The sequence below is a fragment of the Kitasatospora sp. NPDC088391 genome, from assembly GCF_044753345.1.
In the GTDB taxonomy this organism is placed as follows: domain Bacteria; phylum Actinomycetota; class Actinomycetes; order Streptomycetales; family Streptomycetaceae; genus Kitasatospora.
In genome coordinates, this window is the sequence record NZ_JBIVNB010000003.1 from 347,102 (window position 1) to 370,467 (window position 23,366).

General features: G+C 74.6%; 21 protein-coding genes and 1 pseudogene. 15 read left to right on the forward strand and 7 right to left on the reverse strand.

Annotated features, from left to right (window positions below):
- Window positions 1-121: 121 nt before the first annotated feature.
- Window positions 122-427 (reverse strand): hypothetical protein, encoded by a 306-nt coding sequence (locus ACIQBJ_RS10255; RefSeq protein ID WP_400706707.1) that lies wholly within the window; start codon window positions 425-427, stop codon window positions 122-124.
- Between the two features lie 240 nt (window positions 428-667).
- Here ACIQBJ_RS10255 and rpsF point away from each other — a divergent pair, with 240 nt between their 5' ends.
- From rpsF to rplI, 4 genes are all read left to right on the forward strand, one after another.
- Window positions 668-958, forward strand: a complete 291-nt coding sequence (gene rpsF, locus ACIQBJ_RS10260; RefSeq protein ID WP_400706710.1) for a 30S ribosomal protein S6 — start codon at window positions 668-670, stop codon at window positions 956-958.
- A 99-nt stretch (window positions 959-1,057) separates the two neighbouring features.
- Window positions 1,058-1,651 carry a single-stranded DNA-binding protein gene (locus ACIQBJ_RS10265; RefSeq protein ID WP_400706712.1) on the forward strand — a complete coding sequence of 198 codons (594 nt, stop codon included), beginning with the start codon at window positions 1,058-1,060 and terminating at the stop codon, window positions 1,649-1,651.
- Window positions 1,652-1,721: 70 nt separating this feature from the next.
- Window positions 1,722-1,958 (forward strand): 30S ribosomal protein S18, encoded by a 237-nt coding sequence (gene rpsR / locus ACIQBJ_RS10270; RefSeq protein ID WP_014136990.1) that lies wholly within the window; start codon window positions 1,722-1,724, stop codon window positions 1,956-1,958.
- Window positions 1,959-1,975: 17 nt separating this feature from the next.
- The gene (rplI, locus tag ACIQBJ_RS10275; RefSeq protein WP_400706716.1) at window positions 1,976-2,422 is read left to right on the forward strand and encodes a 50S ribosomal protein L9; all 447 of its coding nucleotides are present in this window, start codon (window positions 1,976-1,978) and stop codon (window positions 2,420-2,422) included.
- Between the two features lie 126 nt (window positions 2,423-2,548).
- Here rplI and ACIQBJ_RS10280 read toward each other — a convergent pair whose 3' ends face one another.
- Window positions 2,549-3,898: an MATE family efflux transporter gene (locus ACIQBJ_RS10280; protein ID WP_400706719.1), complete on the reverse strand. Its 1,350-nt coding sequence runs from the start codon at window positions 3,896-3,898 to the stop codon at window positions 2,549-2,551.
- Between the two features lie 441 nt (window positions 3,899-4,339).
- On the opposite strand from ACIQBJ_RS10280, the gene dnaB reads away from it, so the two are divergent.
- Window positions 4,340-7,195, forward strand: a complete 2,856-nt coding sequence (gene dnaB / locus ACIQBJ_RS10285; protein WP_400706722.1) for a replicative DNA helicase — start codon at window positions 4,340-4,342, stop codon at window positions 7,193-7,195.
- 24 nt (window positions 7,196-7,219) lie between these two features.
- On the opposite strand, the gene ACIQBJ_RS10290 is transcribed toward dnaB, so the two are convergent.
- On the reverse strand, window positions 7,220-8,431 hold the full coding sequence (locus tag ACIQBJ_RS10290; RefSeq protein WP_400708119.1) for a GNAT family N-acetyltransferase: 1,212 nt from the start codon (window positions 8,429-8,431) through the stop codon (window positions 7,220-7,222).
- 113 nt (window positions 8,432-8,544) lie between these two features.
- Here ACIQBJ_RS10290 and ACIQBJ_RS10295 point away from each other — a divergent pair, with 113 nt between their 5' ends.
- Entirely contained in the window at window positions 8,545-9,120 is a 576-nt protein-coding gene (locus tag ACIQBJ_RS10295) for an HD domain-containing protein (RefSeq protein ID WP_400706725.1), read from the forward strand.
- Here the strand turns inward: ACIQBJ_RS10295 and manA are convergent.
- A complete protein-coding gene (gene manA / locus ACIQBJ_RS10300) occupies window positions 9,110-10,300 on the reverse strand; it encodes a mannose-6-phosphate isomerase, class I (protein ID WP_400706728.1) in 1,191 nt (396 codons plus the stop codon). The genes ACIQBJ_RS10295 and manA overlap by 11 nt on opposite strands.
- Before the next feature lie 209 nt (window positions 10,301-10,509).
- Between manA and ACIQBJ_RS10305 the strand changes: the two genes are divergently transcribed.
- The 4 genes and pseudogenes from ACIQBJ_RS10305 to ACIQBJ_RS10320 all read left to right on the forward strand — a co-directional run bounded on the left by ACIQBJ_RS10305 (window position 10,510) and on the right by ACIQBJ_RS10320 (window position 13,809).
- Complete coding sequence (locus ACIQBJ_RS10305) at window positions 10,510-11,448, forward strand: MBL fold metallo-hydrolase (RefSeq protein ID WP_400706731.1); 939 nt, start codon at window positions 10,510-10,512, stop codon at window positions 11,446-11,448.
- A gap of 13 nt (window positions 11,449-11,461) precedes the next feature.
- Window positions 11,462-12,043, forward strand: a pseudogene (locus ACIQBJ_RS10310) (molybdenum cofactor guanylyltransferase); the annotation flags it as partial.
- Between the two features lie 276 nt (window positions 12,044-12,319).
- Window positions 12,320-12,592 carry a DUF6457 domain-containing protein gene (locus ACIQBJ_RS10315; protein WP_400706734.1) on the forward strand — a complete coding sequence of 91 codons (273 nt, stop codon included), beginning with the start codon at window positions 12,320-12,322 and terminating at the stop codon, window positions 12,590-12,592.
- The gene (locus tag ACIQBJ_RS10320) at window positions 12,589-13,809 is read left to right on the forward strand and encodes a molybdopterin molybdotransferase MoeA (protein ID WP_400706737.1); all 1,221 of its coding nucleotides are present in this window, start codon (window positions 12,589-12,591) and stop codon (window positions 13,807-13,809) included. Before ACIQBJ_RS10315 ends, ACIQBJ_RS10320 begins: the two co-directional genes overlap by 4 nt.
- A 46-nt stretch (window positions 13,810-13,855) precedes the next feature.
- Here ACIQBJ_RS10320 and ACIQBJ_RS10325 read toward each other — a convergent pair whose 3' ends face one another.
- Window positions 13,856-14,914: a potassium channel family protein gene (locus ACIQBJ_RS10325; RefSeq protein ID WP_400708121.1), complete on the reverse strand. Its 1,059-nt coding sequence runs from the start codon at window positions 14,912-14,914 to the stop codon at window positions 13,856-13,858.
- 203 nt (window positions 14,915-15,117) lie between these two features.
- Here ACIQBJ_RS10325 and ACIQBJ_RS10330 point away from each other — a divergent pair, with 203 nt between their 5' ends.
- From ACIQBJ_RS10330 to ACIQBJ_RS10350, 5 genes are all read left to right on the forward strand, one after another.
- Window positions 15,118-16,086: an NAD(P)H-quinone oxidoreductase gene (locus tag ACIQBJ_RS10330; protein ID WP_400706740.1), complete on the forward strand. Its 969-nt coding sequence runs from the start codon at window positions 15,118-15,120 to the stop codon at window positions 16,084-16,086.
- A 162-nt stretch (window positions 16,087-16,248) separates the two neighbouring features.
- Window positions 16,249-17,280, forward strand: a complete 1,032-nt coding sequence (locus ACIQBJ_RS10335; RefSeq protein WP_400706743.1) for a hypothetical protein — start codon at window positions 16,249-16,251, stop codon at window positions 17,278-17,280.
- Window positions 17,281-17,380: 100 nt separating this feature from the next.
- The gene (locus ACIQBJ_RS10340) at window positions 17,381-17,989 is read left to right on the forward strand and encodes a bacterial proteasome activator family protein (protein WP_400706746.1); all 609 of its coding nucleotides are present in this window, start codon (window positions 17,381-17,383) and stop codon (window positions 17,987-17,989) included.
- Between the two features lie 111 nt (window positions 17,990-18,100).
- Window positions 18,101-19,498 (forward strand): protein kinase, encoded by a 1,398-nt coding sequence (locus ACIQBJ_RS10345; protein ID WP_400706749.1) that lies wholly within the window; start codon window positions 18,101-18,103, stop codon window positions 19,496-19,498.
- A 179-nt stretch (window positions 19,499-19,677) separates the two neighbouring features.
- Window positions 19,678-21,372 (forward strand): protein kinase, encoded by a 1,695-nt coding sequence (locus tag ACIQBJ_RS10350; RefSeq protein ID WP_400706752.1) that lies wholly within the window; start codon window positions 19,678-19,680, stop codon window positions 21,370-21,372.
- Between the two features lie 14 nt (window positions 21,373-21,386).
- Here the strand turns inward: ACIQBJ_RS10350 and ACIQBJ_RS10355 are convergent, their stop codons facing one another.
- Window positions 21,387-22,472, reverse strand: coding sequence for a phosphotransferase enzyme family protein (locus ACIQBJ_RS10355; protein WP_400706755.1), 1,086 nt, complete (start codon window positions 22,470-22,472; stop codon window positions 21,387-21,389).
- A gap of 66 nt (window positions 22,473-22,538) precedes the next feature.
- The gene (locus tag ACIQBJ_RS10360; RefSeq protein ID WP_400706758.1) at window positions 22,539-23,198 is read right to left on the reverse strand and encodes a response regulator; all 660 of its coding nucleotides are present in this window, start codon (window positions 23,196-23,198) and stop codon (window positions 22,539-22,541) included.
- Between the last annotated feature and the right edge of the window lie 168 nt (window positions 23,199-23,366).

The following is a 23,366-nucleotide window of genomic DNA, read 5'->3' on the forward strand; positions in this document are numbered from 1 at the left end:
GGTCCGGAGTGGGCCCGACGTGGCGGCGCCCCCCGTTCGCACCCGTGAAGAGAGGTACGTCCGGAGGGCGCCGGAAGTTGCGCGACCGGCTCCCGGGTTCAGCCCGGGGTGCGCCCGGGGGTCACCACACGCCCCCGAACAGGCCGCCGTGCGCCACTCCCAGGAACAGGCCGAAGGCGGCGGCCCCGGTGCCGAGCACGAGCAGGAAGCGCTCCGCGGTGGTCACCGAGACGAACAGGCCGATCAGGCCGGTGGCCACGCCGAACAGGCCGGTCCAGGAGGTCAGCAGGTGCAGGCTGGAGAAGAACGAGGTGACGAAGGCGATCGCGCCGAGGACCACCGTCACGCCCACCAGGGCGTTCTCCCGCGGGTGCGGGTGCCCGTCGGTGTTGAGGGTGAACTGCGGCCGGTGCACGGTCTGGGCCATGGGGCTCACCTCCGGGGAGGGGAAGAGGACGTTCGTTCTGTCCAGGTTGCGACCGATGTGACCGAAGTGACAACCCGGGGACGGCGCTTTTTTGTCCACCGGTCGGCCCACCCGGTAGGCTTGCCCCTCTGCACCGGTGTAGGGGCGTGCCAGCATGCCCGCAAGCACCGGTGCCGACGCGCACAACCCTCCTGCCACGGAGACACCGTGGCCGTTGAGTCCAAAGGAGGTGGGTTACACATGCGTCACTACGAGGTGATGGTCATCCTCGACCCCTCGGTCGAGGAACGCGCTGTCTCTCCCCTGATCGAGAGCTTCCTCAACGTCGTCCGCACCGGCGGCGGCAAGGTTGAGAAGGTCGACACCTGGGGCCGTCGTCGCCTGGCGTACGAGATCAACAAGCAGTCCGAGGGCATCTACTCGGTCATCGACCTCAAGGCCACGCCCGAGGTCGTCAAGGAGCTCGACCGCCAGCTCAGCCTGAGCGAGTCGGTTCTGCGGACCAAGGTCCTGCGCCCGGACACCCACTGAGCCCCTTCCGGCGCTAGCGCCGGAGGCTCACGTCCGGTGTTCCCCGTGGAACACCGCTGACGAGCACCGCAGAACTTCTTTCCGAGAGGTCATCACCACATGGCAGGCGAGACCGTCATCACCCTCGTCGGCAACCTCGTCGACGACCCCGAGCTCCGCTTCACCCCGTCGGGTGCGGCGGTGGCCAAGTTCCGCATCGCGTCCACTCCGCGCACCTTCGACCGCCAGACCAACGAGTGGAAGGACGGCGAGAGCCTCTTCCTCACGTGCAACGTCTGGCGTCAGCCCGCGGAGAACGTGGCCGAGTCCCTGCAGCGCGGCATGCGCGTGATCGTGCAGGGTCGGCTGCGCCAGCGGTCCTACGAGACCAAGGAAGGCGAGAAGCGGACGGTCTTCGAGGTCGAGGTCGATGAGGTCGGCCCGAGCCTGCGCTCGGCGACCGCCAAGGTCACCCGTGCCAACCGGACCGGCGGTCCGGGCGGTGGCGGCGGCTTCGGCGGCGGCGGCCAGCAGGGTGGCGGCTACGGCGGCGGCGGCGGGAACCAGGGCGGCAGCTGGGGTGGCAACTCCGGCGGCCAGTCGGGTCCGTCCGACGACCCGTGGGCGTCCAGCGCCCCCTCGTCCAACCAGGGCGGCGGCGGCAGCTGGGGTGGCAACTCCGGCGGCGGCTACTCGGAAGAGCCCCCGTTCTAAGCGGTGCGGGCCGGGCCCGGTGAGGGCCCGGCAACGCTGACAGATCTCGTACTCAACGGAGCACACAACCATGGCGAAGCCGCCCCCCCGCAAGCCGAAGAAGAAGGTTTGCGTCTTCTGCAAGGACAAGGCCACGTACGTGGACTACAAGGACACGAACCTGCTGCGGAAGTTCATCTCCGACCGCGGCAAGATCCGTGCCCGCCGGGTCACCGGCAACTGCACCCAGCACCAGCGCGACGTCGCCACGGCTGTGAAGAACAGCCGTGAGGTGGCGCTGCTGCCCTACACGTCCACCACGCGCTAAGAGAGGGTGACCCAAGCATGAAGATCATCCTCACTCACGAGGTCCCCGGCCTCGGCAGCGCCGGCGAGGTCGTCGAGGTCAAGGACGGCTACGCCCGCAACTTCCTGGTCCCGCGCGGCTTCGCCATCCGCTGGACCAAGGGCGGTCAGAAGGACGTCGACGCCATCCGTCGCGCCCGGAAGATCCACGCCATCCAGACCCTCGAGGCCGCCAACGAGGTCAAGGCCAAGCTCGAGGGCCTGCAGGTCAAGCTGGCCGTCCGCTCCGGCGACGCCGGCCGCCTGTTCGGCTCGGTGACCCAGGCCGACGTCGTGGAGGCCATCAAGGCCGCCAGCGGCCCGTCCGTGGACAAGCGCGCCGTCGCGATCGCCTCGCCGATCAAGACCGTGGGCACCCACAAGGTCTCGGTCAAGCTGCACGCCGACGTCCAGGCCAACCTCGACGTCAACGTCGTCGCCGCCTGAGCGCAGCAGTAACGCAGTCCGGAGGGCCGGACCCCGTTCGCGGGGTCCGGCCCTCCGGCGTTCTCCCGGCCGGTTCTCGGCCGTCCTGGCCGTCCTGGCTGTCCTTCCGGTCGTCCTTCCGGCCGCTCAGGCGCGGACGGCGCCGGTGACCATCCAGTGGCCGGTGCGGACCCGGCCGGCCAGGAACGCGGCCCGGGTCAGCATGAACAGGTTCATCGCCCACCACAGCCCGGCCAGCCCCAGGCCCAGCGCCGGCACCGCCAGCGCCGCCGGGACGAACACCAGCAGGGTGACCAGCATCGCCCGGGCCAGGTAGCGGCCGTCGCCCGCGCCCATCAGCACGCCGTCCAGCACGAACACCAGCCCGCCCACCGGCTGGGTCAGCGCGGCCAGCAGCAGCGCGGTGGACAGCTGCTCCCGCACCCCCGGGTCGGCGCTGAACAGCGGGACGTACAGCGGCCGCCCCAGCACCATCAGCAGGCCGAACAGCACGCCCGCGCCCACGCCCCACTCGACCATCCGCCGGGTCGCCCCCCGGGTGCCGGGCAGGTCGCCCGCGCCGAGGTAGCGGCCGATGATCGCCTGGCCGGCGATCGCCACCGCGTCCAGCGCGAAGGCCACGAACGACCAGACGGTCATGGTGATCTGATGGGCCGCCACCTCCGCGTCGCCCAGGTGCGCGGCCACCGCGGTGGCCAGCAGCAGCACCGCCCGCAGGCTCAGCGTGCGCACCAGCAGCGGGCCGCCGGCCCGGGCGGAGGCCCGGATGCCGGACCGGTCGGGGCGCAGCGCGGCGCCCTCCCGGCGGGCGCCGCGGACCACCACCGCCACGTACACCGCGGCCATCGCGTTCTGCGCGAGCACGGTGCCCCAGGCCGAGCCCGCCACCCCGAGGCCGGCGCCGTAGACCAGGCCGAGGTTGAGCAGCAGGTTGGCGGTGAACCCGCCGATCGCCACCAGCAGCGGCGTCCGGGTGTCCTGGAGGCCGCGCAGCACGCCGGTGGCGGCCAGCACCAGCAGCATCGCGGGCACCCCGAGGGCGCTGATCCGCAGGTACTCCACCGCGTACGGGGCGGCGGTGGCGGAGGCGCCGAGCAGCCGGGCGGCCTGCGGGGCGAACGCCAGCGTCAGCGCGACCAGGGCGGCGGAGAGCAGCAGCGACAGCCAGATCCCGTCGACGCCCTGCTGGATCGCGGCCCGGCGGTCGCCGGCCCCGATCCGGCGGGCCACCGCGGCGGTGGTGGCGTAGGCGAGGAAGGCGAACACGCCGACCACGGTGGTGAGCACGACCGAGGCGATGCCCAGGCCGGCCAGCTGGGCGGTGCCGAGGTGCCCGACGATCGCCGAGTCGGCCATCAGGAACAGCGGCTCGGCGACCAGGGCGCCGAAGGCCGGGACGGCCAGGGCGAGGATCTCCCGGTCGTGCCGGCGGCGGTCGGCCGCGGGCCGGGCGGGGGCGGGTGCTCGTACGGACATGGGCCCAGCCTACTCATCCACAGGTAATGGATGCTAGCGGTTTGTGACACTTACCTGTTGCGGGGCGAACGGTGTGTCGAACGCCTCTTCGGATCGAGTCCCGCTTGTGTGAATAATTTCTCATGCACAGGCCGAAGAGTGATTATCCCCAGCTCAATGGGGGTGGCGTTAGGCCGATTGGATGGTTATCCACAGGGTTGTGCACAGCTTTGGCGGGGTTCTCCACAGGCTGGGGACGGTTATCCACACACCCTGTGGATAACCATTCGGCTCCGACGGCGCCACGTACCGTGGCAGCGGCCGGACCTGACGGGCGCTCAGCACCGACCCGCGCGAGGCGGACACTGTCGGATCGGTACCGTAAGAAGGACAGGCGCCGACGACGGTACGCACCGGAGAGGCCCGCACCGACTCGCACCATTCGCTGAACGGGGAACACGCGTGACCGGCCCCCAGTACGACGACCACGACGCCCCGCCGCCGCCGGAGGACGACTGGCAGCCGTCGGACGACGCCTTCCCGCCGGACGCCTTCCCCGACGTCCCCGGCGACCGGCTGCCCGTCACCCGCCGTTCGAACCCGCCCGGCACCCAGGGCGGCGGCTCCGGCGGTGGTTCCGGCAGCGGCTCCGGCGGTGGTTCCGGCGGCGGCTTCCAGCGCCGGGACGGCAAGGGCGGCGGCCGGGACGGCAAGGGCGGCCGCGACCGGGACCGGGACGGCGACCGGGAGTCCGGCTTCGGCGGCGGCGAGGGCTTCGAGCGGGTGCCCCCGCAGGACCTCGCGGCCGAGCAGTCCGTGCTCGGCGGCATGCTGCTCTCCAAGGACGCCATCGCGGACGTCGTCGAGGTGCTCAAGCCCGCCGACTACTACCGCCCCGCCCACGAGCTGATCCACGGCGCGATCCTCGACCTCTACGCCCGCGGCGAGCCCGCCGACCCGATCACCGTGGCCGGCGAGCTGACCAAGCGCGGCGAACTGGTCCGCGTCGGCGGCGCCTCCTACCTGCACACCCTGGTCAACTCGGTCCCCACCGCGGCCAACGCCGAGTACTACGCCGAGATCGTCCACGAGCGCGCCGTCCTGCGCCGCCTGGTCGAGGCCGGCACCCGGATCGCCGGCATGGGCTACGCCGCCGAGGGCGACGTCGACGACATCGTCAACGCCGCCCAGGCCGAGATCTACGCCGTCACCGAGCAGCGCACCAACGAGGACTACGCCCCGCTCGCCGACATCATGGAGGGCGCCCTCGACGAGATCGAGGCCATCGGCTCCCGCTCCGGCCAGATGTCCGGCGTCCCCACCGGCTTCGCCGACTTCGACGCCCTCACCAACGGCCTCCACCCCGGCCAGATGATCGTCATCGCCGCCCGCCCGGCCATGGGCAAGGCGCTCGCCCTCGACACTCCGCTGCCCACCCCCGGTGGCTGGACCACCATGGGCGAGGTGGCGGTCGGCGACCTGCTGCTCGACGCGGACGGCCGCCCGACCCGGGTGGTCGCGGCCACCGAGGTGATGACCGACCGTCCCTGCTACGAAGTGACCTTCGACGACGGCACCGCGGTGGTCGCCGACGCCGACCACCAGTGGCTCACCGAGACCCGGGCCGCCCGCCGCACGGGCGCCCCCGGACGGGTCGTCACCACGAAGGAGATCGCGGCCACCCTGCGCTGCGACACCTCGGACGGCCGCGCCAACCACTCGGTGCGCACCACCGCCCCGCTGGACCTGCCCGAGCAGGACCTGCCCGTCCCGCCGTACGCCCTCGGCGCCTGGCTGGGCGACGGCCACACCGACGCCGCCCGGATCACCACCACCGACCCGGAGGTGCTGGAGCGCCTCGCCGCGGACGGCCTGACGATCCGCCGGATCGGCGACACCCCGACCTACGCGCTGCGCCACGACGTGCCGGAGCCCGAGACCTTCGAACGGGCCTGCGTGGTCTGCGGCACGGTCTTCACCCCGAAGCTCGCCCACGTCCGCACCTGCGGGCGCTCCTGCGGCGGCCGGGCCCGGCCGGTCTCCGCACCCGTCCCGCCGACCACCTGCACGGACTGCGGAGCCCCGTGCTCCTCGCCGTTCTCCGAGCCCCGCTGCGCCGACTGCTCGCGGCGGCACGGCAGCCTGCTGACCACCCTGCGGGATCTCGGGGTGCTGGGCCGCAAGCACATCCCGGCGGCCTACCTGCGCGGCTCCGTCGCCCAGCGGCGGGCCCTGCTGGCCGGGCTGCTGGACACCGACGGCACCGTCAACGCCACCGGGTCGGTGCAGTTCGCGGTGACGAGCCGAGAACTCGCCGAGGGATTCCGGGAGTTGGCCGTCGGCCTAGGACACCGCTGCGGCCTGGCCACCAGGCGGGTGGACGGCCGCTCGGAGCAGTCCTCGATCCTGTACACCGTCACCTTCACCCCGACGGGTGAGGTCTTCGGACTGTCGCGCAAGCGCGCGGTGCACGCCGAGCGCCGCCGTCCGGCCGGGCCGAAGCTGCGGCAGCGCTACATCGTGGAGGTCCGCGAGGTCGACAGCGTGCCCGTCCGGTGCGTCGAGGTCGACAACCCCGACCACCTGTACCTGGCCACCCGCTCGATGGTGCCCACCCACAACTCCACGCTCGCGCTGGACTTCGCGCGGGCCTGCTCGATCCACAACAACCTGCCGAGCGTGATCTTCTCGCTCGAAATGGGCCGCAACGAGATCGCCATGCGCCTGCTGTCGGCGGAGGCGCGGGTGGCGCTGCACCACATGCGGTCGGGCAACATGACGGACGACGACTGGACGCGGGTGGCCCGGCGGATGCCCGAGGTGAGCGCGGCGCCGCTGTACATCGACGACTCGCCGAACCTGTCGATGATGGAGATCCGGGCCAAGTGCCGGCGGCTGAAGCAGCGCAACGACCTGCGGCTGGTGGTCATCGACTACCTGCAGCTGATGCAGGCGGGCGGCTCGCGGCGGGCCGAGAGCCGGCAGCAGGAGGTCTCGGACATGTCCCGGAACCTGAAGCTGCTGGCGAAGGAGCTGGAGATCCCGGTGATCGCGCTCTCCCAGCTGAACCGCGGCCCCGAGCAGCGCACCGACAAGAAGCCGATGGTCTCCGACCTGCGCGAGTCCGGCTCGATCGAGCAGGACGCCGACATGGTCATCCTGCTGCACCGCGAGGACGCCTACGAGAAGGAGTCCCCGCGCGCGGGCGAGGCCGACCTGATCGTCGCCAAGCACCGAAACGGCCCGACCGCCACCATCACGGTCGCCTTCCAGGGCCACTACTCGCGCTTCGTCGACATGACCAGGGACGTGACCTGACGGGCCGTCGGGGCCGGCGGACCGTCAGAACCAGTGCAGGCAGTGCGGGGCGCGTTCGGCGCGGAACAGGGCGTCGGCGCGGGCGGCGGCGTCCGGGCGGTGGACGCGGAGGTGGCCGGCCCGGGCGAGGGTGCCGGGGGCGGTGCCGCCGAGCAGGATCGAGCCGAGGTCGCTGATGTCGAGCGAGAGGTCGGGCTCGCGGTCGGTGGGGACGCACTCGGCCCGGCCGTCGCGGACGGTCAGCAGGTGGCGGTGGTGCTCGCCGAGGAACGGGTCGGTGACGTCGAGGACGAGTTCGCCGTCGGACTGCCAGCCGCGGGCGGTGAGCGCGCCGGGGACGTCCAGCACCCGGGCCCAGAGCCAGTCGGTGTGCTTGCCGGGCTGCCCGGCGTTGTAGTCGGCGAGCTGCCAGGGCAGCGGGTGCTCGGGCGGGAAGTGCTTGAACACCACCTCCTGGACCAGGTCGTGCTGCAGCAGGTAGGAGGCGAGCGCGGTGTACGCGGCGTCGGTGGCGGCGATCGTCTCGTCGACGACCAGCGAGCGCGGGTCCTCGATCGCGTAGCAGGCGTAGCCGTCGGGGGTGCCGTCGGCGTCCCGGTGCAGGGCGATGTAGCGGGGCTTGGCGGAGGAGACCGGCGGCTGGCCCGCGCCGAGCGCCCACCAGCGGTGCGGGCGGGAGACCGCGCCGGGCTGGGTGCGCCGGTAGCGGTCGTAGACCTGCTCCAGCAGCTCGACGGCGTCCTCGCGGCGGAGCAGTTCGACGGTGCCGGGGTCGGGGGCCCCGCCGCGCGACGGGGTGAGCGCGGCCCGGTGCTTGGGCACGGTGTAGCGCTGGGTGTAGGTGGCGGGGCCGTAGCCGAAGCGCCGGTAGATCAGTGCCTCGGAGGCGAGCAGCACCGAGAGCACCTCGCCGCGGGCCCGCAGCTCGGTGAGTTGACGGCGCATCAGGTCGGTCAGGATGCCCCGCCGCCGGTGCGAGGGCAGCACGCCGACGCCCGTCACCCCGGAGACCGGGACGACCACCGGGCCCGGCAGGGTCAGTTCGAGGGTGTACGCGCCCGCGGTGCCGACCGGCCGGCCGTCCTCGGCCAGCGCGAGCAGCCCGCGGTCCAGCTCGAAGGCCGACCACCAGGCCCCGCTCCGCCCCTCCCCGGCCTCCCGGAACAGCGCGAACGCGCCGTGCATGGTGTCGACGAAGGTGTCGAAGTCCTCGTCGGTGGTCGGCCGGATCTCGATCACTGCCACTGCCCTCCCGGATGCCCCTGCCCTGTCGGCTTCAGTGCAGCCCCGTCCCCCGCGCCGGTCAAGCGATTTACCGCTGCCCGCCCCGCCGGGTAGCCTCACCCGCCGTGGACGAGGAACCCGGGCTGCGCCCGCTGCCGGACGGCGTGCCGGAACTGCTGGCGGCGGCGGACGCGCCGCCGAGGCTGGTGGCGCACCTGCGGCTGGTGCACGACGTGGCGGCCCGGCTGGCGGACTGGACGGCGGCGCACTGCCCGGAGGCGGCCTTCGACCGGGCGGCGGTGCTGTTCGGCGCGGCCACCCACGACATCGGCAAGGCGGTGCACCGCTCGGAGCTGTCCGGCCCGGGCTCGGCGCACGAGCCGGCCGGGCGGGAGCTGCTGCTGGCGGCGGGCACGCCCCCGGAGCGGGCCCGGTTCGCGGCCGGCCACGCCTCCTGGGGCCCGGCCTCCGGGCTGGAGGACCTGCTGGTGAGCCTGGCCGACAAGGTGTGGAAGGACAAGCGGCTGCCGGAGCTGGAGGACCTGCTGCTGGACGCCCTGGTGCGGGCCGGCGGCGGCGAGCGCTGGTCCTGGTTCCTCGCGCTGGACGAGGAGTTGACCGCGATCGGCGAGGGCGCCGGGGCGCGCCTGGCGTACCAGGCGCGCTTCCCGGTGACGGGCCCCGGGGCCGCTAGAGGGTGACGGTGCTGCGGAAGACGGTGGCGCCGGGGCCGTCGAGCACCGTCGCGGCGCCGTCGGCGGCGAGGAACGCGGACTCGCCCGGTCGGAGCGTCAAGGTCTGCCCGGCGGAGGTGAGTTCGACCGTCCCGGCGGTGCAGAGCAGGATCTGCGGGGCGTCGCCGGGCAGCGTGGCGGGCTGCCCGCCGAGGTCGTAGCGGGAGAGCCGGAACTCGTCGATCGGCACCGGGTAGAGCCGCTCGCCGTCGGCCCCCGGCTCGGGGCGGAGGATCTCCGGGCGGCCGCCGCGGAAGGTGACCACCTTCATCAGCTCGGGGACGTCCACGTGCTTGGGGGTGAAGCCGCAGCGCAGCACGTTGTCGGAGTTGGCCATGATCTCCACGCCGAGGCCGCGCAGGTAGGCGTGCGGGAGGCCGGCGCCCAGGTAGAGCGCCTCGCCGGGCTGCAGGCGGACGTGGTTGAGCAGGAGCGCGGCGATCAGGCCGGGGTCGCCGGGGCACTCGGCGGCGGCGAAGGCGTAGCCGGCCAGCGCGCCGGTGGGGTCGGACGGGGCGGCGGCGGTGACGGCCCGGGCGACGGCCTCGACGGTCTCCCGGCCCTGCGCGTCGGTCATGCCGAGGGCTTCGGCGAGCGCACCGGACAGCGCCTCGGACTCCGGCTTGGTGCGCAGCAGCTCGATCAGCGGGTCGAGGCCGGGGACGCCGAGCGAGGCCATCAGGTCGGCCGCCTCGGCGGGCGCGCGGAATCCGCACAGGCCCTCGAACTCGCTGAGCGCGCAGATCAGTTCGGGCTTGTGGTTGTCGTCCTTGTAGTTGCGGTGCGGGGCGTCGAGGGGGATGCTCCGGGACTCCTCGTCGGCGTACCCGGCGCGGGCCTGCTCGCGGGTCGGGTGGGCCTGGATCGAGAGCGGGGTGGCGGCGGCCAGCACCTTGACCAGGAACGGCAGGGTGGGACCGAACCGTTCGACGCCCGCCGCGCCGAGCTCGCCGACCGGGTCGGCGGCGATCACCAGGTCCAGCGGGGCCGGCCCGGCCCCGCGGTCGACCCGGGACGGCGCGCCGGGGTGGGCGCCCATCCACAGCTCGGCCTGCGGCGTCCCGTCGGCGGGCCGGCCCTGCAGCGCGGGGATGGCCGTGGTCGAGCCCCAGGCGTAGTCGCGGACGATGGTGTGGAGCCGGTCCATCAGGAACTCCCGGAGGCGTCGGTGCAGGGGTGCGGGCCGCGCGGGCCGGTGCGCAGGACCACCGACAATAGCCGACGTTCCGGGCGCTCCCCGGTCGACGGGTGGTCACCCTCCTGGGCGCGTACACCCGGCGGCCCCGGGGCCTTCCGGCCAGGCTGGACGGGACGGGTCGAGTGCGGCCCGCGACCGCACCGACCAGGGGAGCAGCCGTGACCGAGGAGAGCGCCCACCGCGGCGGCGCGGACGCCGCACCGGACTTCCGCCCGCTGCAGGTGGAGGTGTTCACCGGTCCGGAGAGCGCCTTCTTCGCCACCTCCGGCCTGATCATGGGCGAGCGCTCGGCGGTCCTGGTCGACGCCCAGCTGACCCGCAGCGCGGGCCGCGAACTGGCGGAGTGGATCGCGGGCAAGGGCCGGCAGCTGCTGGCGATCGTCGTCACCCACCGGCACCCCGACCACTACTTCGGCGCGGAGGAGGTGCTGCGGCTGTTCCCCGCCGCGCAGCTGCTGGCCGCGCCCCCGGTGGTGCAGGGCATCGCGGAGACGGCGGCGGCGAAGGTCGCCGAGTGGAAGCCGGTGTACGGCGACGACATCCCGGACCAGCCGCTGCTCCCCGCGCCGCTGCTGCCGCAGCCGCTGATGATCGACGGCCAGCTGATCCGGGTGCTGCAGCTGGGCCAGGGCGACTGCGCGGGCTCGACCGTCGTCCACCTGCCGAGCGTCCGCACCGTGCTGGCCGGCGACTTCGTCTACAACGGCACCCACGTGTGGACGGCCGACACCGACCCGGCGGCCCGTGACCAGTGGTCGCACAACCTGGGGCGGATCGCCGACCTCGGCGTCGACCGGGTGGTCGCCGGGCACCGGGCGCCCGGCATGGACGACGCGGCGCACCGGGTGCTCTCCTTCACCGCCGGCTACCTGCGGGACTTCGACGAGGCGCTGCACGACCACCCCGCGGACCCGGAGGCGCTGGCCGCCGCGATGAACGGGCGCTACGGCGGCCTGACCCTGCCGGCCATCCTGGAGCTCGGCGCGGCCGCGAACGTCCGCCGGGCGGAGGTGCCGGTGCAGGACGAGGAGAAGCGCGACGAGGACGACGAGGACAACGGGATCATCGATGCCGAGATCGTCGACGGCGAGCAGTGATACTGCCGGAGTGATGCGGACGGAGTGCGCGCAGTACGCGGAGTACGACGCGGTGGTGGCGGCGGGCGGGGCGGCGGACCGGCTCGGCGGGGCGGACAAGCCGGGCCTGACGGTCGGCGGGCGCCCGCTGCTGGACCGGGTGCTCGCCGCCTGCGCGGACGCCCGCCGGGTCCTGGTGGTCGGCCCCGAGCGGGCCACCGAGCGGGCCGGGGTGCGCTGGCTGCGCGAGGACCCGCCCGGCGGCGGCCCGGTCGCGGCGGTCGCGGCCGCGCTGCCGGAGGTCACCGCCCCGCTGGTGCTGCTGCTCGCCGCCGACCTCCCGTTCCTGGACGGCGCGACGGTGCACCGGCTGCTGGCGGCGGTCGGCCCGGCGGACGGCGCGCAACTCGTCGACGCCGACGGCCGCGCCCAGCCGCTCACCGCCGCCTACCGCACCGCCGCCCTCCGCACCGCCCTCACCACCCTCGGCCCCCCGGCGGGCCGCCCCCTGCGCCGCCTGACCGCCCCGCTGCACCTGATCGAGGTCCCCGACCGGGCCGGCGCCGCCTTCGACTGCGACACCTGGGAAGAACTCGCCGAAGCCCGCCGCCGCGCGCAATCCCCCTGACCCCCGCCGCCACGAGCGGCCCGCCCCGCCCCGTCCCACTCCGCAAGGCGGGGGCGTGCCCGTGCCGCAGGCGGCTTGCCCTCGGGCTCCTGCTGGTACTGGCATCTCCGGCGCTGTGCCCCGCCGCAGGCGGTTCGCGTGCCTCCCCCGGCTCCGCCGTGCGGCGGGTCTCACCGGGGGCGGCGGGGGCCGGTGAGCGAAACGAAGCGTGGCGCTCATCGGGGAAACGGTCGTCCGGGGTTCGGGTCGGGCAGCATGGGGCCCATGGAGCGCACATTGGACGAGTGGATGGCCGCGGCCGCTGCCGAACTGGGGCTGGACCTGGCGGTGGATGTTCGGGGGTTGCTGGACATGACCCGGGTGGTCGCGCACGGCGTCGAGCGGCCGGCCGCGCCGTTGACGGCGTTCCTGGTGGGGTACGCGGCGGCCGCGAGCGGTGGCGGGGCGGCGGCGGTGGCCGGGGCGAACGCGAAGGTGACGGCGCTGGCCGAGCGCTGGGCGGCGCGGGCCGGGGCCGACGGTACGGCCGAGCGGTGAACGGCGAGGCGGGGACGGTGGACGGCCTGCGGTTGACCTCGGCGGCGCCGACGCTGCGCGGCTGCCCGTGGCCGGTGGCCCGGCGCACCGCCAGGGCGGTGGCCGGTCCGCTGCCGGTGGAGCGGGTGGAGCTCGCGGCGGCGGTGGGGCGGACGCTGGCCGAGCCGCTGGCGGCGCTCACCGACCTGCCGGCCTTCGACACGTCGGCGATGGACGGTTGGGCGGTCGCCGGTCCGGGCCCGTGGCGGGTGGTCGGCCGGGTGCTGGCGGGCGGGTCGGGCGCCCCGTTGGCGGACGGCGCGGCGGTGGAGATCGCCACCGGCGCCCAACTGCCGCGGGGGGCCACGGGGGTGCTCCGCCGCGAGCACGGGACGCTGGCCGAACGCGTCGGCGGCGCGCCGCTGCTGCACGGCGAGGTCGGTCCCGGGCAGGACATCAGGCCGCGCGGCCAGGAGTGCGGTCGGGGCGAGGAGTTGCTGCCCGCCGGGGTGCCGGTGACCCCGGCGGTGCTCGGGCTGGCGGCGGCGGCCGGGCACGACCGGCTGGCCGTGCACCGCCGGCCGACCGTCGAACTGCTGGTGCTGGGCGACGAGTTGCTGACTTCGGGGCTGCCGGGGCCGGGCCGGGTGCGGGACGCGCTGGGCCCGCTGCTGCCGCCCTGGCTGGCCGCGGCGGGGGCGGAACTGCTCGGCGGCCGGCACGTCCGGGACGACTTTGGGCTGCTGCGGGACGCGATCCGGCACTCGCCCGCCGACCTGGTGCTGACCACCGGCGGCACCGCCGCCGGGCCGGTGGACTTCCTGCACGCCGCGCTGGAGGCGACCGGCGGGCATCCGCTGGTGGACGGGGTGGCGGTCCGGCCGGGGCACCCGATGCTGCTGGCGGCGCTGCCGGGCGGGCGCCACCTGGTGGGCCTGCCGGGCAATCCGCTGGCGGCGGTGGCCGGGACGGTCACCCTGGCGCTGCCGCTGCTGCACGCCCGTTCCGGCCGGGAGGCGCCCGCCGTCGGGGCGTCGGAACTGCTGGCCGCCGCGCTGCCGGGGCACCCGTCCGATACCCGGCTGCACCCGGTGCGCCGGACCGCGGCCGGGTTGGCCCCGCTGCCGCACGACGGCCCGGCCATGCTGCGCGGGCTGGCCCGGGCCGAGGGGCTGGCGGTGGTCCCGCCCGGCGGTCTGGCGGCGGGGGAGCGGGCCGAGGTGCTGGCGCTGCCGTGAGCGTGCGACCGGCCGGTGTTCCACGTGGAACACCGGCCGGGCCGGGTCAGTGCGTGGCGGGCACGCCGGGCTTGATGACGATCAGCCGGTCGGTGAGCTGCAGCACCGCGGCCTCGGGCTCGGTGTAGTTCAGCACCCGGCGGCCGCGCACCACGGCCACCACCAGGTCGTCCAGTTCGCGCGGGCTGCGCCCGGCCTCGGCCTTGGTGACGGGCCGCTCGGTGACGTCCAGGCCGTCGCCGTAGGTGAGCAGGTCCTCCATCACCGCGCCCGCGTTCGGGCTGAGCATCGACATGCCCAGCAGCCGGCCCGCCGAGCTGGACGAGGTGACCACCACGTCCGCGCCGCTCTGCCGCAGCAGCGGGGCGTTCTCGTCCTCGCGGACGGCGGCGACCACGGTGGCGCCCTTGTTCAGCTGGCGCGCCGTCAGGGTGATCAGCGCGGCGGTGTCGTCCCGCTCGGGGGCTACCACCACCTGGGCGGCGCGCGGCAGTTCGGCCCGGACCAGGGTCGCGGCCCGGGTGGCGTCGCCGAGCACGCCGACCAGCCCGTCGTGGGTGGCCTGGTCGATCGCCCTGGCCTGCGGGTCGACCACCACGATCGAGTCCTTCGGGACGCCCTGCCCGAGCAGGGTGTCGACGGCGCTGCGGCCCTTGGTGCCGTAGCCGATGACGACGGTGTGGTCCCGCACGGTCTGCCTCCAGCGTTCGATCCGCCACTGCAGGCGGGTGCGTTCGGTGAGCACTTCGAGAGTCGTGCCGACCAGGATGATCAGGAAGAGCACGCGCAGCGGGGTGATCACGAAGATGTTCACCAGCCGCGCGGTGTCGCTCACCGGGGTGATGTCGCCGTACCCGGTGGTGGAGAGGGTGACGGTGGCGTAGTACGCCGCGTCGATCAGGCTGACCGAGTCGTCCGCGTTGTCGTGGTAGCCGGCGTGGTCGACGTACACGATCAGCGTGGTGGCGATCAGCACGCCCAGCGCGAGCAGCAGGCGGCGGGCCACCTGGCGCAGCGGCGGGCGGGTCGGCCGGGCGGGCAGCGCGATCCGGCGGGTGGGGTCGGTGGTGTCGGTGGCGCCGCTGTCCCGGAAGCGACTGAGCATCGGACGGGACGGCCGGGCACCCTGGTCGTCGGGCGGGTTCGAGTTCGGCACAGGCACAAGGATGGGGGGTGCGGGCGCCGCCTACCGACCCCGGGGGCGGAGTGTCGCCACCCTGTCGGAGTGTCTCCCGGAAGCCTTGACGGTCTGTCTGTTGACGGCGGGGGGACGGGGTGCGCGGACCCCGGGGGCGTAGCGTGGCGGCCATGCGAGCCATCACGATTCCCGAGCCCGGCGGCCCCGAGCGGCTGGTCCTGGCCGAGGTGCCCGATCCCGTTCCGGCGGCCGGCGAGGTGCTGGTCGAGGTCGCCGCCACCGCGGTCAACCGGGCCGACCTGCTGCAGCGTCAGGGCTTCTACGACCCGCCGCCCGGGAGTTCGCCGTACCCCGGTCTGGAGTGCGCGGGCCGGATCGTCGAACTCGGCCCCGGCGTCGCGGGCTGGGCCGTCGGCGACGAGGTGTGCGCGCTGCTCGCGGGCGGCGGCTACGGCTCGAAGGTCGCCGTCCCGGTCGGCCAACTGCTGCCGGTGCCCAAGGGGTTGACGCCGCAGCAGGCCGCGGCGCTGCCCGAGGTGGCCTGCACGGTCTGGTCGAACGTCTTCCAGGTCGCACACCTGCGCCCCGGCGAGACCGTCCTGCTGCACGGTGGGGCCAGCGGCATCGGCACCATGGCGATCCAGCTGGCCAAGGCGGTCGGCGCCCGGGTCGCCGTCACCGCCGGCAGCGCGGAGAAGCTCGCCCGCTGCGCCGAGCTGGGCGCCGACGTGCTGATCGACTACCGGCAGCAGGACTTCGTCGCCGAACTCGCCGCGCTCGGCGGCGCGGACGTGATCCTCGACATCATCGGCGCCAAGTACCTGCAGCGGAACGTCGACGCCCTGGCGGTCAACGGCCGCCTGGTGGTGATCGGCCTGCAGGGCGGCGTCAAGGCCGAGCTGAACCTCTCCACCCTGCTGGGCAAGCGCGCCGCCGTGATCGCCACCAACCTGCGCGGCCGCCCGCTCGGCGAGAAGGCCGCGATCGTGGCCGCCGTCCGCGAGCACGTCTGGCCGCTGGTCGAGGCGGGCGTGGTCCGGCCCGTGGTCGACCGGGTCCTCCCGATCGCCGAGGCCGCCGAGGCGCACCGGGTGGTCGAGGCGGGCGAGCAGGTCGGCAAGGTGGTCCTGGCCTTCTAGCACCGGGCCAGTACCCGGTCGGCACCCGTTCGGCGGGGCCGGGCGGGGCAACGGGGCGGCGGTGGAAATGCCCTGAGTGTCCGAGTATGTGAGTCTGGTCACAAGCTGTTCCGCCGCCGCCCGCGCCCCGGTGCGGGCGGCCGTCGGGAGGACCCGCCGTCGATGCCTGCTCGCCGCCGCTCCGCCGTGCCCCCGGTGCCGTCCCGGGGCGTTGACCGTCCGCTCCCGCTGCGCCGTTGGGCCGTGCTGACCGGTGCGGCCCTGCCGCTGCTGCTGCCGCTGCCCGCGCTGGCCGCCGACCCGGCCGCCGGGGCGCGCGAGCAGGCGCAGGCCCAGTTGGACGCCGCCCGGCAGCAGGCCCGGGAGCAGCTGGACGCCGCGCGGCAGCAGGTCACGGCCCCGCCGCTGCCGGGCGGCCCGGCGTCCACTTCGGGGCTGCCGACCGACAGCGCGATATCCGGGGAGCCCACCGGCGGGTCCGTCCCGGTCGAGGCGCCCAGCACGCCCGCCCGGGCCACCGCGAGCCGGACGGCCGCCTCGCCCGCCGCCCCGGCCGCGCCGTCGCCGTCCCCGTCCCCTTCTTCCGTGGCCACGACCGCGACCACCACCGGGACCGCGGCCCCGGCCGGGCCCGTTCCCGTGCCGGTGCCGTCCGCCGTCCCGTCGGCCGCGTCGCCCTCCGCCATGTCCTCCGCCCCGTCCGTCGCGTCGTCCGCCCCGGCCGCGCCGAGCGGGCGGCCCTCGGAGCCCTCGGAGCCCTCGGAGCCCTCGGAGCCCTCGGAGCCCTCGGCGTCCTCGGAGTCCTCGGAGTCCCCGTCGGCCGAGCGCGAGCACGAGCACGGGCACCAGCAGCCGGTGCCCGCGGTACCGGTCTCCCCGGAGTCCTCGCAGTCGGTGGAGCCGTCCCCGCAGCCGCCCGCGCCCGTGCCCTCGGCGGTGGTCGGCGGTCGGTCGGTGCCGGTGGCGCCGGAGGCCCCCGCGTGGGGCGGGGACGAGGACGCGGCGGTGCCGGCCGCCCCGCTCGACGGCGGGCAGCCGGCGGTGGCGGGGGAGGAGCTGGCGACCGGCCCGCTGGTGCCCGCGGCGCCGGCCCACTGGAGCGACCCGTCGGCGCTCCAGCTCCCGCTGGGGGTCGGCCTGGGGATGATGGGGCTGGGGTTCGGGCTGGTGGGCCTGAAGCTGCGCCGCAAGTGAGCGGCGGGGCGGCCGGGTGCCGCCGGTCGTGGCCGGTTGCGGGACTTTCCGGTGGGCGGGTTCGTTGACCTCTGCGGTGGACGAAGCATATGAAGGAGCCATGACCTACCCGATGAACGAGCGGTCGCAGCAGGAGCCCTACCAGGCGTCGAGCGGGGATTCCGAGGACAGCCCGAAGGTGCTGATCGTCGGCCCGGACGGGATGCCGGTCGGCACCGCGTCGGCCGGCGGGTTCGGGCGGAGCGAGGACGGCGAGCCGCGCGAGCTGCCGGTGACCGAGATGGTCGAGCAGCCCGCCAAGGTGATGCGGATCGGCAGCATGATCAAGCAGCTGCTGGAGGAGGTCCGGGCGGCGCCCCTGGACGAGGCGAGCCGGGCCCGGCTGAAGGAGATCCACGCCAGCTCGATCAAGGAGCTGGAGCTGGGCCTGGCGCCCGAGCTGGTCGAGGAGCTGGAGCGGCTGTCGCTGCCGTTCGCCGAGGACGTGATCCCGACCGAGGCCGAACTGCGGATCGCCCAGGCGCAGTTGGTGGGCTGGCTGGAGGGCCTGTTCCACGGCATCCAGACCGCGCTGTTCGCCCAGCAGATGGCGGCCCGGGCCCAGTTGGAGCAGATGCGGCGGGCGTTGCCCCCCGGTCTGCAGGGGATGGAGGGGGACGGCGAGGAGGCCGGTCCCGGCCGCGGCATCCGCTCCGGTCCGTACCTGTAGCCGTACCCTCGGTGGCCTTGCGGGGGCCGCGCCTCGGCGCGGCCCCGACCCGCTACCCTGACCCCTAGTCCGGTAGTCCGGACGTGCGGCGTGCCGAGGGGGAGCTGGGACATGACAGAGGGCACCGAGGGCCACTCGCTCGGCCACGGCAGGTACGTGCTGCAGCGGATGCTCGGGCAGGGCGGCATGGCGTCCGTCCACCTCGCCCACGACACGGTGCTGGACCGTCAGGTCGCGGTGAAGACCCTGCACACCGAACTGGGCCGGGAGGCCTCGTTCAAGGAGCGGTTCCGGCGCGAGGCGCAGGCCGTGGCGCGGCTCCAGCACACCAACATCGTCTCGGTGTTCGACTCCGGCGAGGACGTCGCGCCGGACGGGACGACCACCCCGTACATCGTGATGGAGTTCGTCGAGGGCCGTTCGCTGAAGGACGTGCTGGACGAGCAGGTGACCACGCTCGGGGCGATGCCCAACGAGCAGGCGCTGAAGATCACCGCGGCGGTGCTGTCCGCGCTGGAGGCCTCGCACGACCAGGGGCTGGTGCACCGCGACATCAAGCCGGCCAACGTGATGGTGTCCGCCAAGGGCGTCGTCAAGGTGATGGACTTCGGCATCGCCCGGGCCCTGCAGTCGGGCGTCACCTCGATGACGCAGACCGGCATGGTGGTGGGCACCCCGCAGTACCTGTCGCCGGAGCAGGCGCTCGGCAAGAGCGTGGACGCCCGGTCCGACCTGTACTCGGTCGGCTGCATGCTGTTCGAACTGCTCAGCGGGCAGCTGCCGTTCGACGGGGACTCGGCGTTCTCGATCGCCTACAAGCACGTGCAGGAGACCCCGCCGGCGCCGTCCACGCTGAACCGGGCGGTCACCCCGGGGATCGACGCGCTGGTCGAGCGGGCGCTGCGGAAGGACCCGGCGCACCGGTTCCCGACCGCGGAGGCGATGCGCGAGGAGGTGGAGCGGGTCCTGTCCGCCGGGCAGGGCGGCGGCAACACGCCGCTGCAGGCGTCCACCCCGCTGGTGATCGGCGAGGGGCCGCGCTCGGTGCACGCCGCGCCGTCGCTGACCAACTTCCCGCCGGTCCCCGGGGACCTGCGCACCCCGCCGCCGTCCGTGCAGCAGCCGTACGCGCCGGGGCCGCAGACCCCGCCGCCGTACGCGCAGACCCCGCCGCCCTACCCGCAGGCCCCGCAGACGCCCCGGCCGTTCCCGCAGGCGCCGCAGCCCTTCCCGCAGGCGCCGCAGACCCCGAAGCCGTTCCCGCAGAACACGCCGCAGCCGTTCCCGCAGCCCGCCTTCCCGCAGCCGCAGTTCCCGCAGAACACGCCGCCGCCGTTCCCGCAGCAGCCGCACGTCCCGGGCCCGCTGCCGTACCGGCCGCCGGCCGGCAACAGCAACGGCTGCTCGACCGCGCTGATCGTGGTCGGCGTGGTGTTCGGCGTGATCATCCTGGCGATCATCATCGTGGCGATCGCGGTGTCCGGCGGCACCGGCTCCTCCGGGTACTGACCGGGCGGCCGGCCCCGGGGCGGACCGGGGCCGGACCGGCCCGCCGGGCGGGCTCGCGGCGGTCCTCCCGCGCCCCGCGCACGCCGTCCCGTGCCACGCCGGGTCGTGCGAGACGGTAGCGTGCGGGGAGGAACCGACAGGGCGAACGCGCGCCGAGCGAGTGCCCGGGGCGAGGAGCGATGGGTCAGAGCGAACGACCGGACGACGACGGGGCGGAGCACGGGGACGTGCCCGCCGAGGGCGACGCGGGTCGGCCCGCGCACACCGACGGCCCGGCCGGAACGGCCCCGACCGGGCCCGCAACTCCCGCCCGGGGCAGCGCCGTTCCGTTCGCCGCGGTCGGCGACGGCCGCTACCGGCTGACCCGGCGGCTGGGCCGCGGCGGGATGGCCGAGGTGTTCGCCGCGCAGGACGTCCGGCTCGGCCGCACGGTCGCGGTCAAGCTGCTGCGCTCGGATCTGGCCGAGGACGACACCGCCCGACTGCGCTTCACCCGCGAGGCGCACGCGGTCGCGGGGCTCAACCACCACTCGATCGTCGCGGTCTACGACACCGGCGAGGAGCAGCACGGCGGGGAGTCCACCCCGTACATCGTGATGGAGCTGGTCGAGGGCCGGACCGTGCGCGAGCTGCTGGTGGACGAGGAGGCGCCGCCGGTCGACCAGGCGCTGATCATCACCGCCGGGGTGCTGGAGGCGCTGGCGTACAGCCACCGGCACGGCATCGTGCACCGGGACATCAAGCCGGCCAACGTCATCATCACCACCGGCGGCGCGGTGAAGGTGATGGACTTCGGCATCGCCCGGGCGCTGACCGGCGCGGCCGCCACCATGACGCAGACCGGCATGGTGATGGGCACTCCGCAGTACCTGTCGCCGGAGCAGGCGCTCGGCAAGCCGGTCGACCACCGCTCGGACCTCTACGCGGCCGGCTGCATGCTGTACGAACTGCTGGCGCTGCGGCCGCCGTTCACCGGCGAGACCCCGCTGGCGGTGGTCTACCAGCACGTCCAGGACGCCCCGGTGCCGCCGTCCCGGGTGAACGACCGGGTGCCGCCGCAGCTGGACGCGCTGGTGCTGCGGGCGCTGGAGAAGAACCCGGAGGACCGGTTCCAGAGCGCCGACGAGTTCCGCGCCCACGTGCAGCACGCGCTGCGGCAGATGCACGGCGCGGCCGGCGCGGGCTTCCCGACCGGCGCGGCGGGCCTGGCGGCCGCCGCCGCGGCCGGGGGCTGGGACACCGACCCGCCGAGCGGCTCCGGCGCGCTGACCGCGCCGCTGAACCCGGTCACCGGGACCGGTCCGACCGAGGCGCTGCCGTACCAGGTCACCTCGCCGTACGCGACGCCCGCGCAGCCCTACCCGGCGGCGGGCGGCGGCGCGGGCGGGGACGGCCCGGACGAGCGGCCGCCGGACGGCCGCAACCCGTGGGGCTGGGTGCTGGGCGCGGTCGCCCTGGTGCTGGCCGCCACCATCGGGGTGGCGGTGGCGCTGACGGCCAACGGCGGCAAGAAGAAGGACGACGAGACGCAGACGCCGAAGCCGACCTCCACGGCGACCGCCCCGGCCACGGTGCCGGCGGAGCGGCCCAGCGCCCCGACCGCGACCCGCAGCCAGGGCACCGGCCACCAGACCGAGGCGCCCAGCACCCCGCCCCCGACGCCGTCCCGTTCGGCCAGCGCCTCCGCGTCGCCCTCGGCCTCGGCCAGTTCCTCGCACTCGCCGACCCCCACGGCGTCCACGAGCGCCACCGCGCCACCGACCACCGCGCCGCCGACCACCGGTACGGGCGGCCAGCCGACCGGCACGGCCGCCCCGCCGCCCAAGGGCACCAATGCCGGGGGGCCGCTGCCGCCGTTCGAGATCGGTCAGTAGCCGCCGCGGGCAGGTCAGTTGGCGAAGGCGTCCATGACCTGCTCGTAGTCCTGGCACCAGCGGGCGAGCTGGCCGGCGGCGGCCGGGAACAGCGGGTCGGCCCGGTGGTCGCCGCGCTGGTAGTGCCACTGCAGCATCCACAGGTCGTTCAGCCGCTCCCACCAGACCCGGTGGACGGCGCGGGCGACCTGTTCGGCGTCCGCGGCCCCGGTGGCCCGGTAGGCGCGGGCCCAGTGCCGGACCCGGACCAGGTCCAGCACGCCGGTGGCCCGGTCGTTGAACAGCAGGGTGGCGGCCCGGACCGCCTCCTCGGCGATCGGGTGCGGCGCGAGCTTGTCCCAGTCCAGGACGGCGGAGACGGTGTCGCCCCGGTGCAGCACGTTGAGGCCGTGGAAGTCGCCGTGGGTCCAGCCGGTGGGCGGCGCCGCGGTCGGGCCGGGGCGCCGGTGCCGGTGGGCGGCGAGCAGGTCCAGACGTTCCGTCAGGTGCTGTTCCGCGAGCCGGTCGAAGGGCCCGTAGGGGCGGTGGGCCCGGGCCAGTGCCCGCAGGTCGCCGATGATCCGCTCGGTCTCCTCGACCTCGGCGCTGAGCACCCCGTCGGGCTGTCGCAGCGGGGCGCACACCTCGGCCAGCGCGCCGTGCAGTGCCCCCAGCAGCGTGCCGAGTTCGCCGCACCGGACGAGGTCGAGCCCGGTGCCGTGCCGATGGCTTCCGGCCACCCACGGGTAGAGCGCGAACAGCCGTCCGCGGTACGCCGTCACGGTCCGGCCGTCCCGGTCGGGCACCGGCGCGGGGACCGGCAGGCCGCGGGCGGCCAGCGCGGTGGTGGCGCGGTGCTGGGCGGTGATCGCGGGCCGGCCGGCGGTGGCCCGGTCCACGTAGCACTTGAGGAACCAGTCGCCGTCGGCGGTGGAGACCCGGTAGCCCCGGTTGAGCAGGCCCTCCGCGACCGGGACCACCGCGGTGGGCGGTGCGGTGCGGTGGGCCCGCAGCACCTCGGCCACGGCGGAGCGCGGTACCGGAGGGCTCAGGGTGCCGACGGGGGGAGCGGTGGCGTCCGGGCGGGCCGGCGCGAGGGAGATGGTCTGACCGTCCGTCACCAGCAGAGCCTATTACTCGGCGTGATGGTGACTTGACACAGCGTATGCGATTCTGCTCTCGCCGGTTCAGTGCTGGTGGTCGGCCTGCCGCCGGGCCACGTAGGCGGCGGCCTGGGTCCGGCGCTCCATGCCCATCTTGGCCAGCAGGCTGCTGACGTAGTTCTTCACCGTCTTCTCGGCCAGGTGCAGCTCGTTGCCGATCTGCCGGTTGGTCATCCCCTCGCCGATCAGGTCGAGGATCCGGCGCTCCTGCTTCGTCAACTGCGCGATCCGCTCGTCCTCCTTCTCGCCGCCGTCGCGCAGCCGGGCCAGCACCCGGCTGGTGGCCACCGGGTCGAGCAGCGACTTGCCGGCCGCCACGTCGCGCACCGCGGAGAGCAGGTCGGTGCCGCGGATCGCCTTCAGGACGTACCCGGAGGCCCCGGCCATGATCGAGTCGAACAGCGCCTCGTCGTCGGAGAAGGAGGTGAGCATCAGGCACTTCACCGAGGGGTCCTGCGAACGGATCTCCCGGCACACCTCGACGCCGTTCCCGTCCGGCAGCCGGACGTCCAGCACGGCCACGTCCGGGTGGACCGCGGGGATCCGGTTGAGCGCCTCGGCGGCCGTTCCGGCCTCGCCCACCACCGCGATGTCGCCCTCCATCGACAGCAGGTCGTGCACGCCGCGTCGGACCACTTCGTGATCATCGAGAAGAAAGACCCGGATTTGTCCGTTATCAGTCATTTGCAAAGGGTCGCACAAATCGATGTCCGTTACCCCCTTTCGCAGCGGCCCATGCCCGGATACCGTGCGCAGGTGTCCTGAGCGGAACGGGTAAGCCGCGTCACACCGGCGGTTTCCCCTCCCCGAGAACAACTAGGACGTCCTAGCGCAAGGGCGCTGCAGGGCGGC

Excerpts from the sequence above, each read along its gene's own strand:
- ACIQBJ_RS10255 (WP_400706707.1), bottom strand. The coding sequence starts at position 427 with ATGGCCCAGACCGTGCACCGGCCGCAGTTCACCCTCAACACCGACGGG.
- rpsF (WP_400706710.1), top strand. The coding sequence starts at position 668 with ATGCGTCACTACGAGGTGATGGTCATCCTCGACCCCTCGGTCGAGGAA.
- ACIQBJ_RS10265 (WP_400706712.1), top strand. The coding sequence starts at position 1,058 with ATGGCAGGCGAGACCGTCATCACCCTCGTCGGCAACCTCGTCGACGAC.
- rpsR (WP_014136990.1), top strand. The coding sequence starts at position 1,722 with ATGGCGAAGCCGCCCCCCCGCAAGCCGAAGAAGAAGGTTTGCGTCTTC.
- rplI (WP_400706716.1), top strand. The coding sequence starts at position 1,976 with ATGAAGATCATCCTCACTCACGAGGTCCCCGGCCTCGGCAGCGCCGGC.
- ACIQBJ_RS10280 (WP_400706719.1), bottom strand. The coding sequence starts at position 3,898 with ATGTCCGTACGAGCACCCGCCCCCGCCCGGCCCGCGGCCGACCGCCGC.
- manA (WP_400706728.1), bottom strand. The coding sequence starts at position 10,300 with ATGGACCGGCTCCACACCATCGTCCGCGACTACGCCTGGGGCTCGACC.
- ACIQBJ_RS10315 (WP_400706734.1), top strand. The coding sequence starts at position 12,320 with ATGGAGCGCACATTGGACGAGTGGATGGCCGCGGCCGCTGCCGAACTG.
- ACIQBJ_RS10325 (WP_400708121.1), bottom strand. The coding sequence starts at position 14,914 with ATGCTCAGTCGCTTCCGGGACAGCGGCGCCACCGACACCACCGACCCC.
- ACIQBJ_RS10330 (WP_400706740.1), top strand. The coding sequence starts at position 15,118 with ATGCGAGCCATCACGATTCCCGAGCCCGGCGGCCCCGAGCGGCTGGTC.
- ACIQBJ_RS10335 (WP_400706743.1), top strand. The coding sequence starts at position 16,249 with ATGCCTGCTCGCCGCCGCTCCGCCGTGCCCCCGGTGCCGTCCCGGGGC.
- ACIQBJ_RS10340 (WP_400706746.1), top strand. The coding sequence starts at position 17,381 with ATGACCTACCCGATGAACGAGCGGTCGCAGCAGGAGCCCTACCAGGCG.
- ACIQBJ_RS10345 (WP_400706749.1), top strand. The coding sequence starts at position 18,101 with ATGACAGAGGGCACCGAGGGCCACTCGCTCGGCCACGGCAGGTACGTG.
- ACIQBJ_RS10350 (WP_400706752.1), top strand. The coding sequence starts at position 19,678 with ATGGGTCAGAGCGAACGACCGGACGACGACGGGGCGGAGCACGGGGAC.
- ACIQBJ_RS10360 (WP_400706758.1), bottom strand. The coding sequence starts at position 23,198 with ATGACTGATAACGGACAAATCCGGGTCTTTCTTCTCGATGATCACGAA.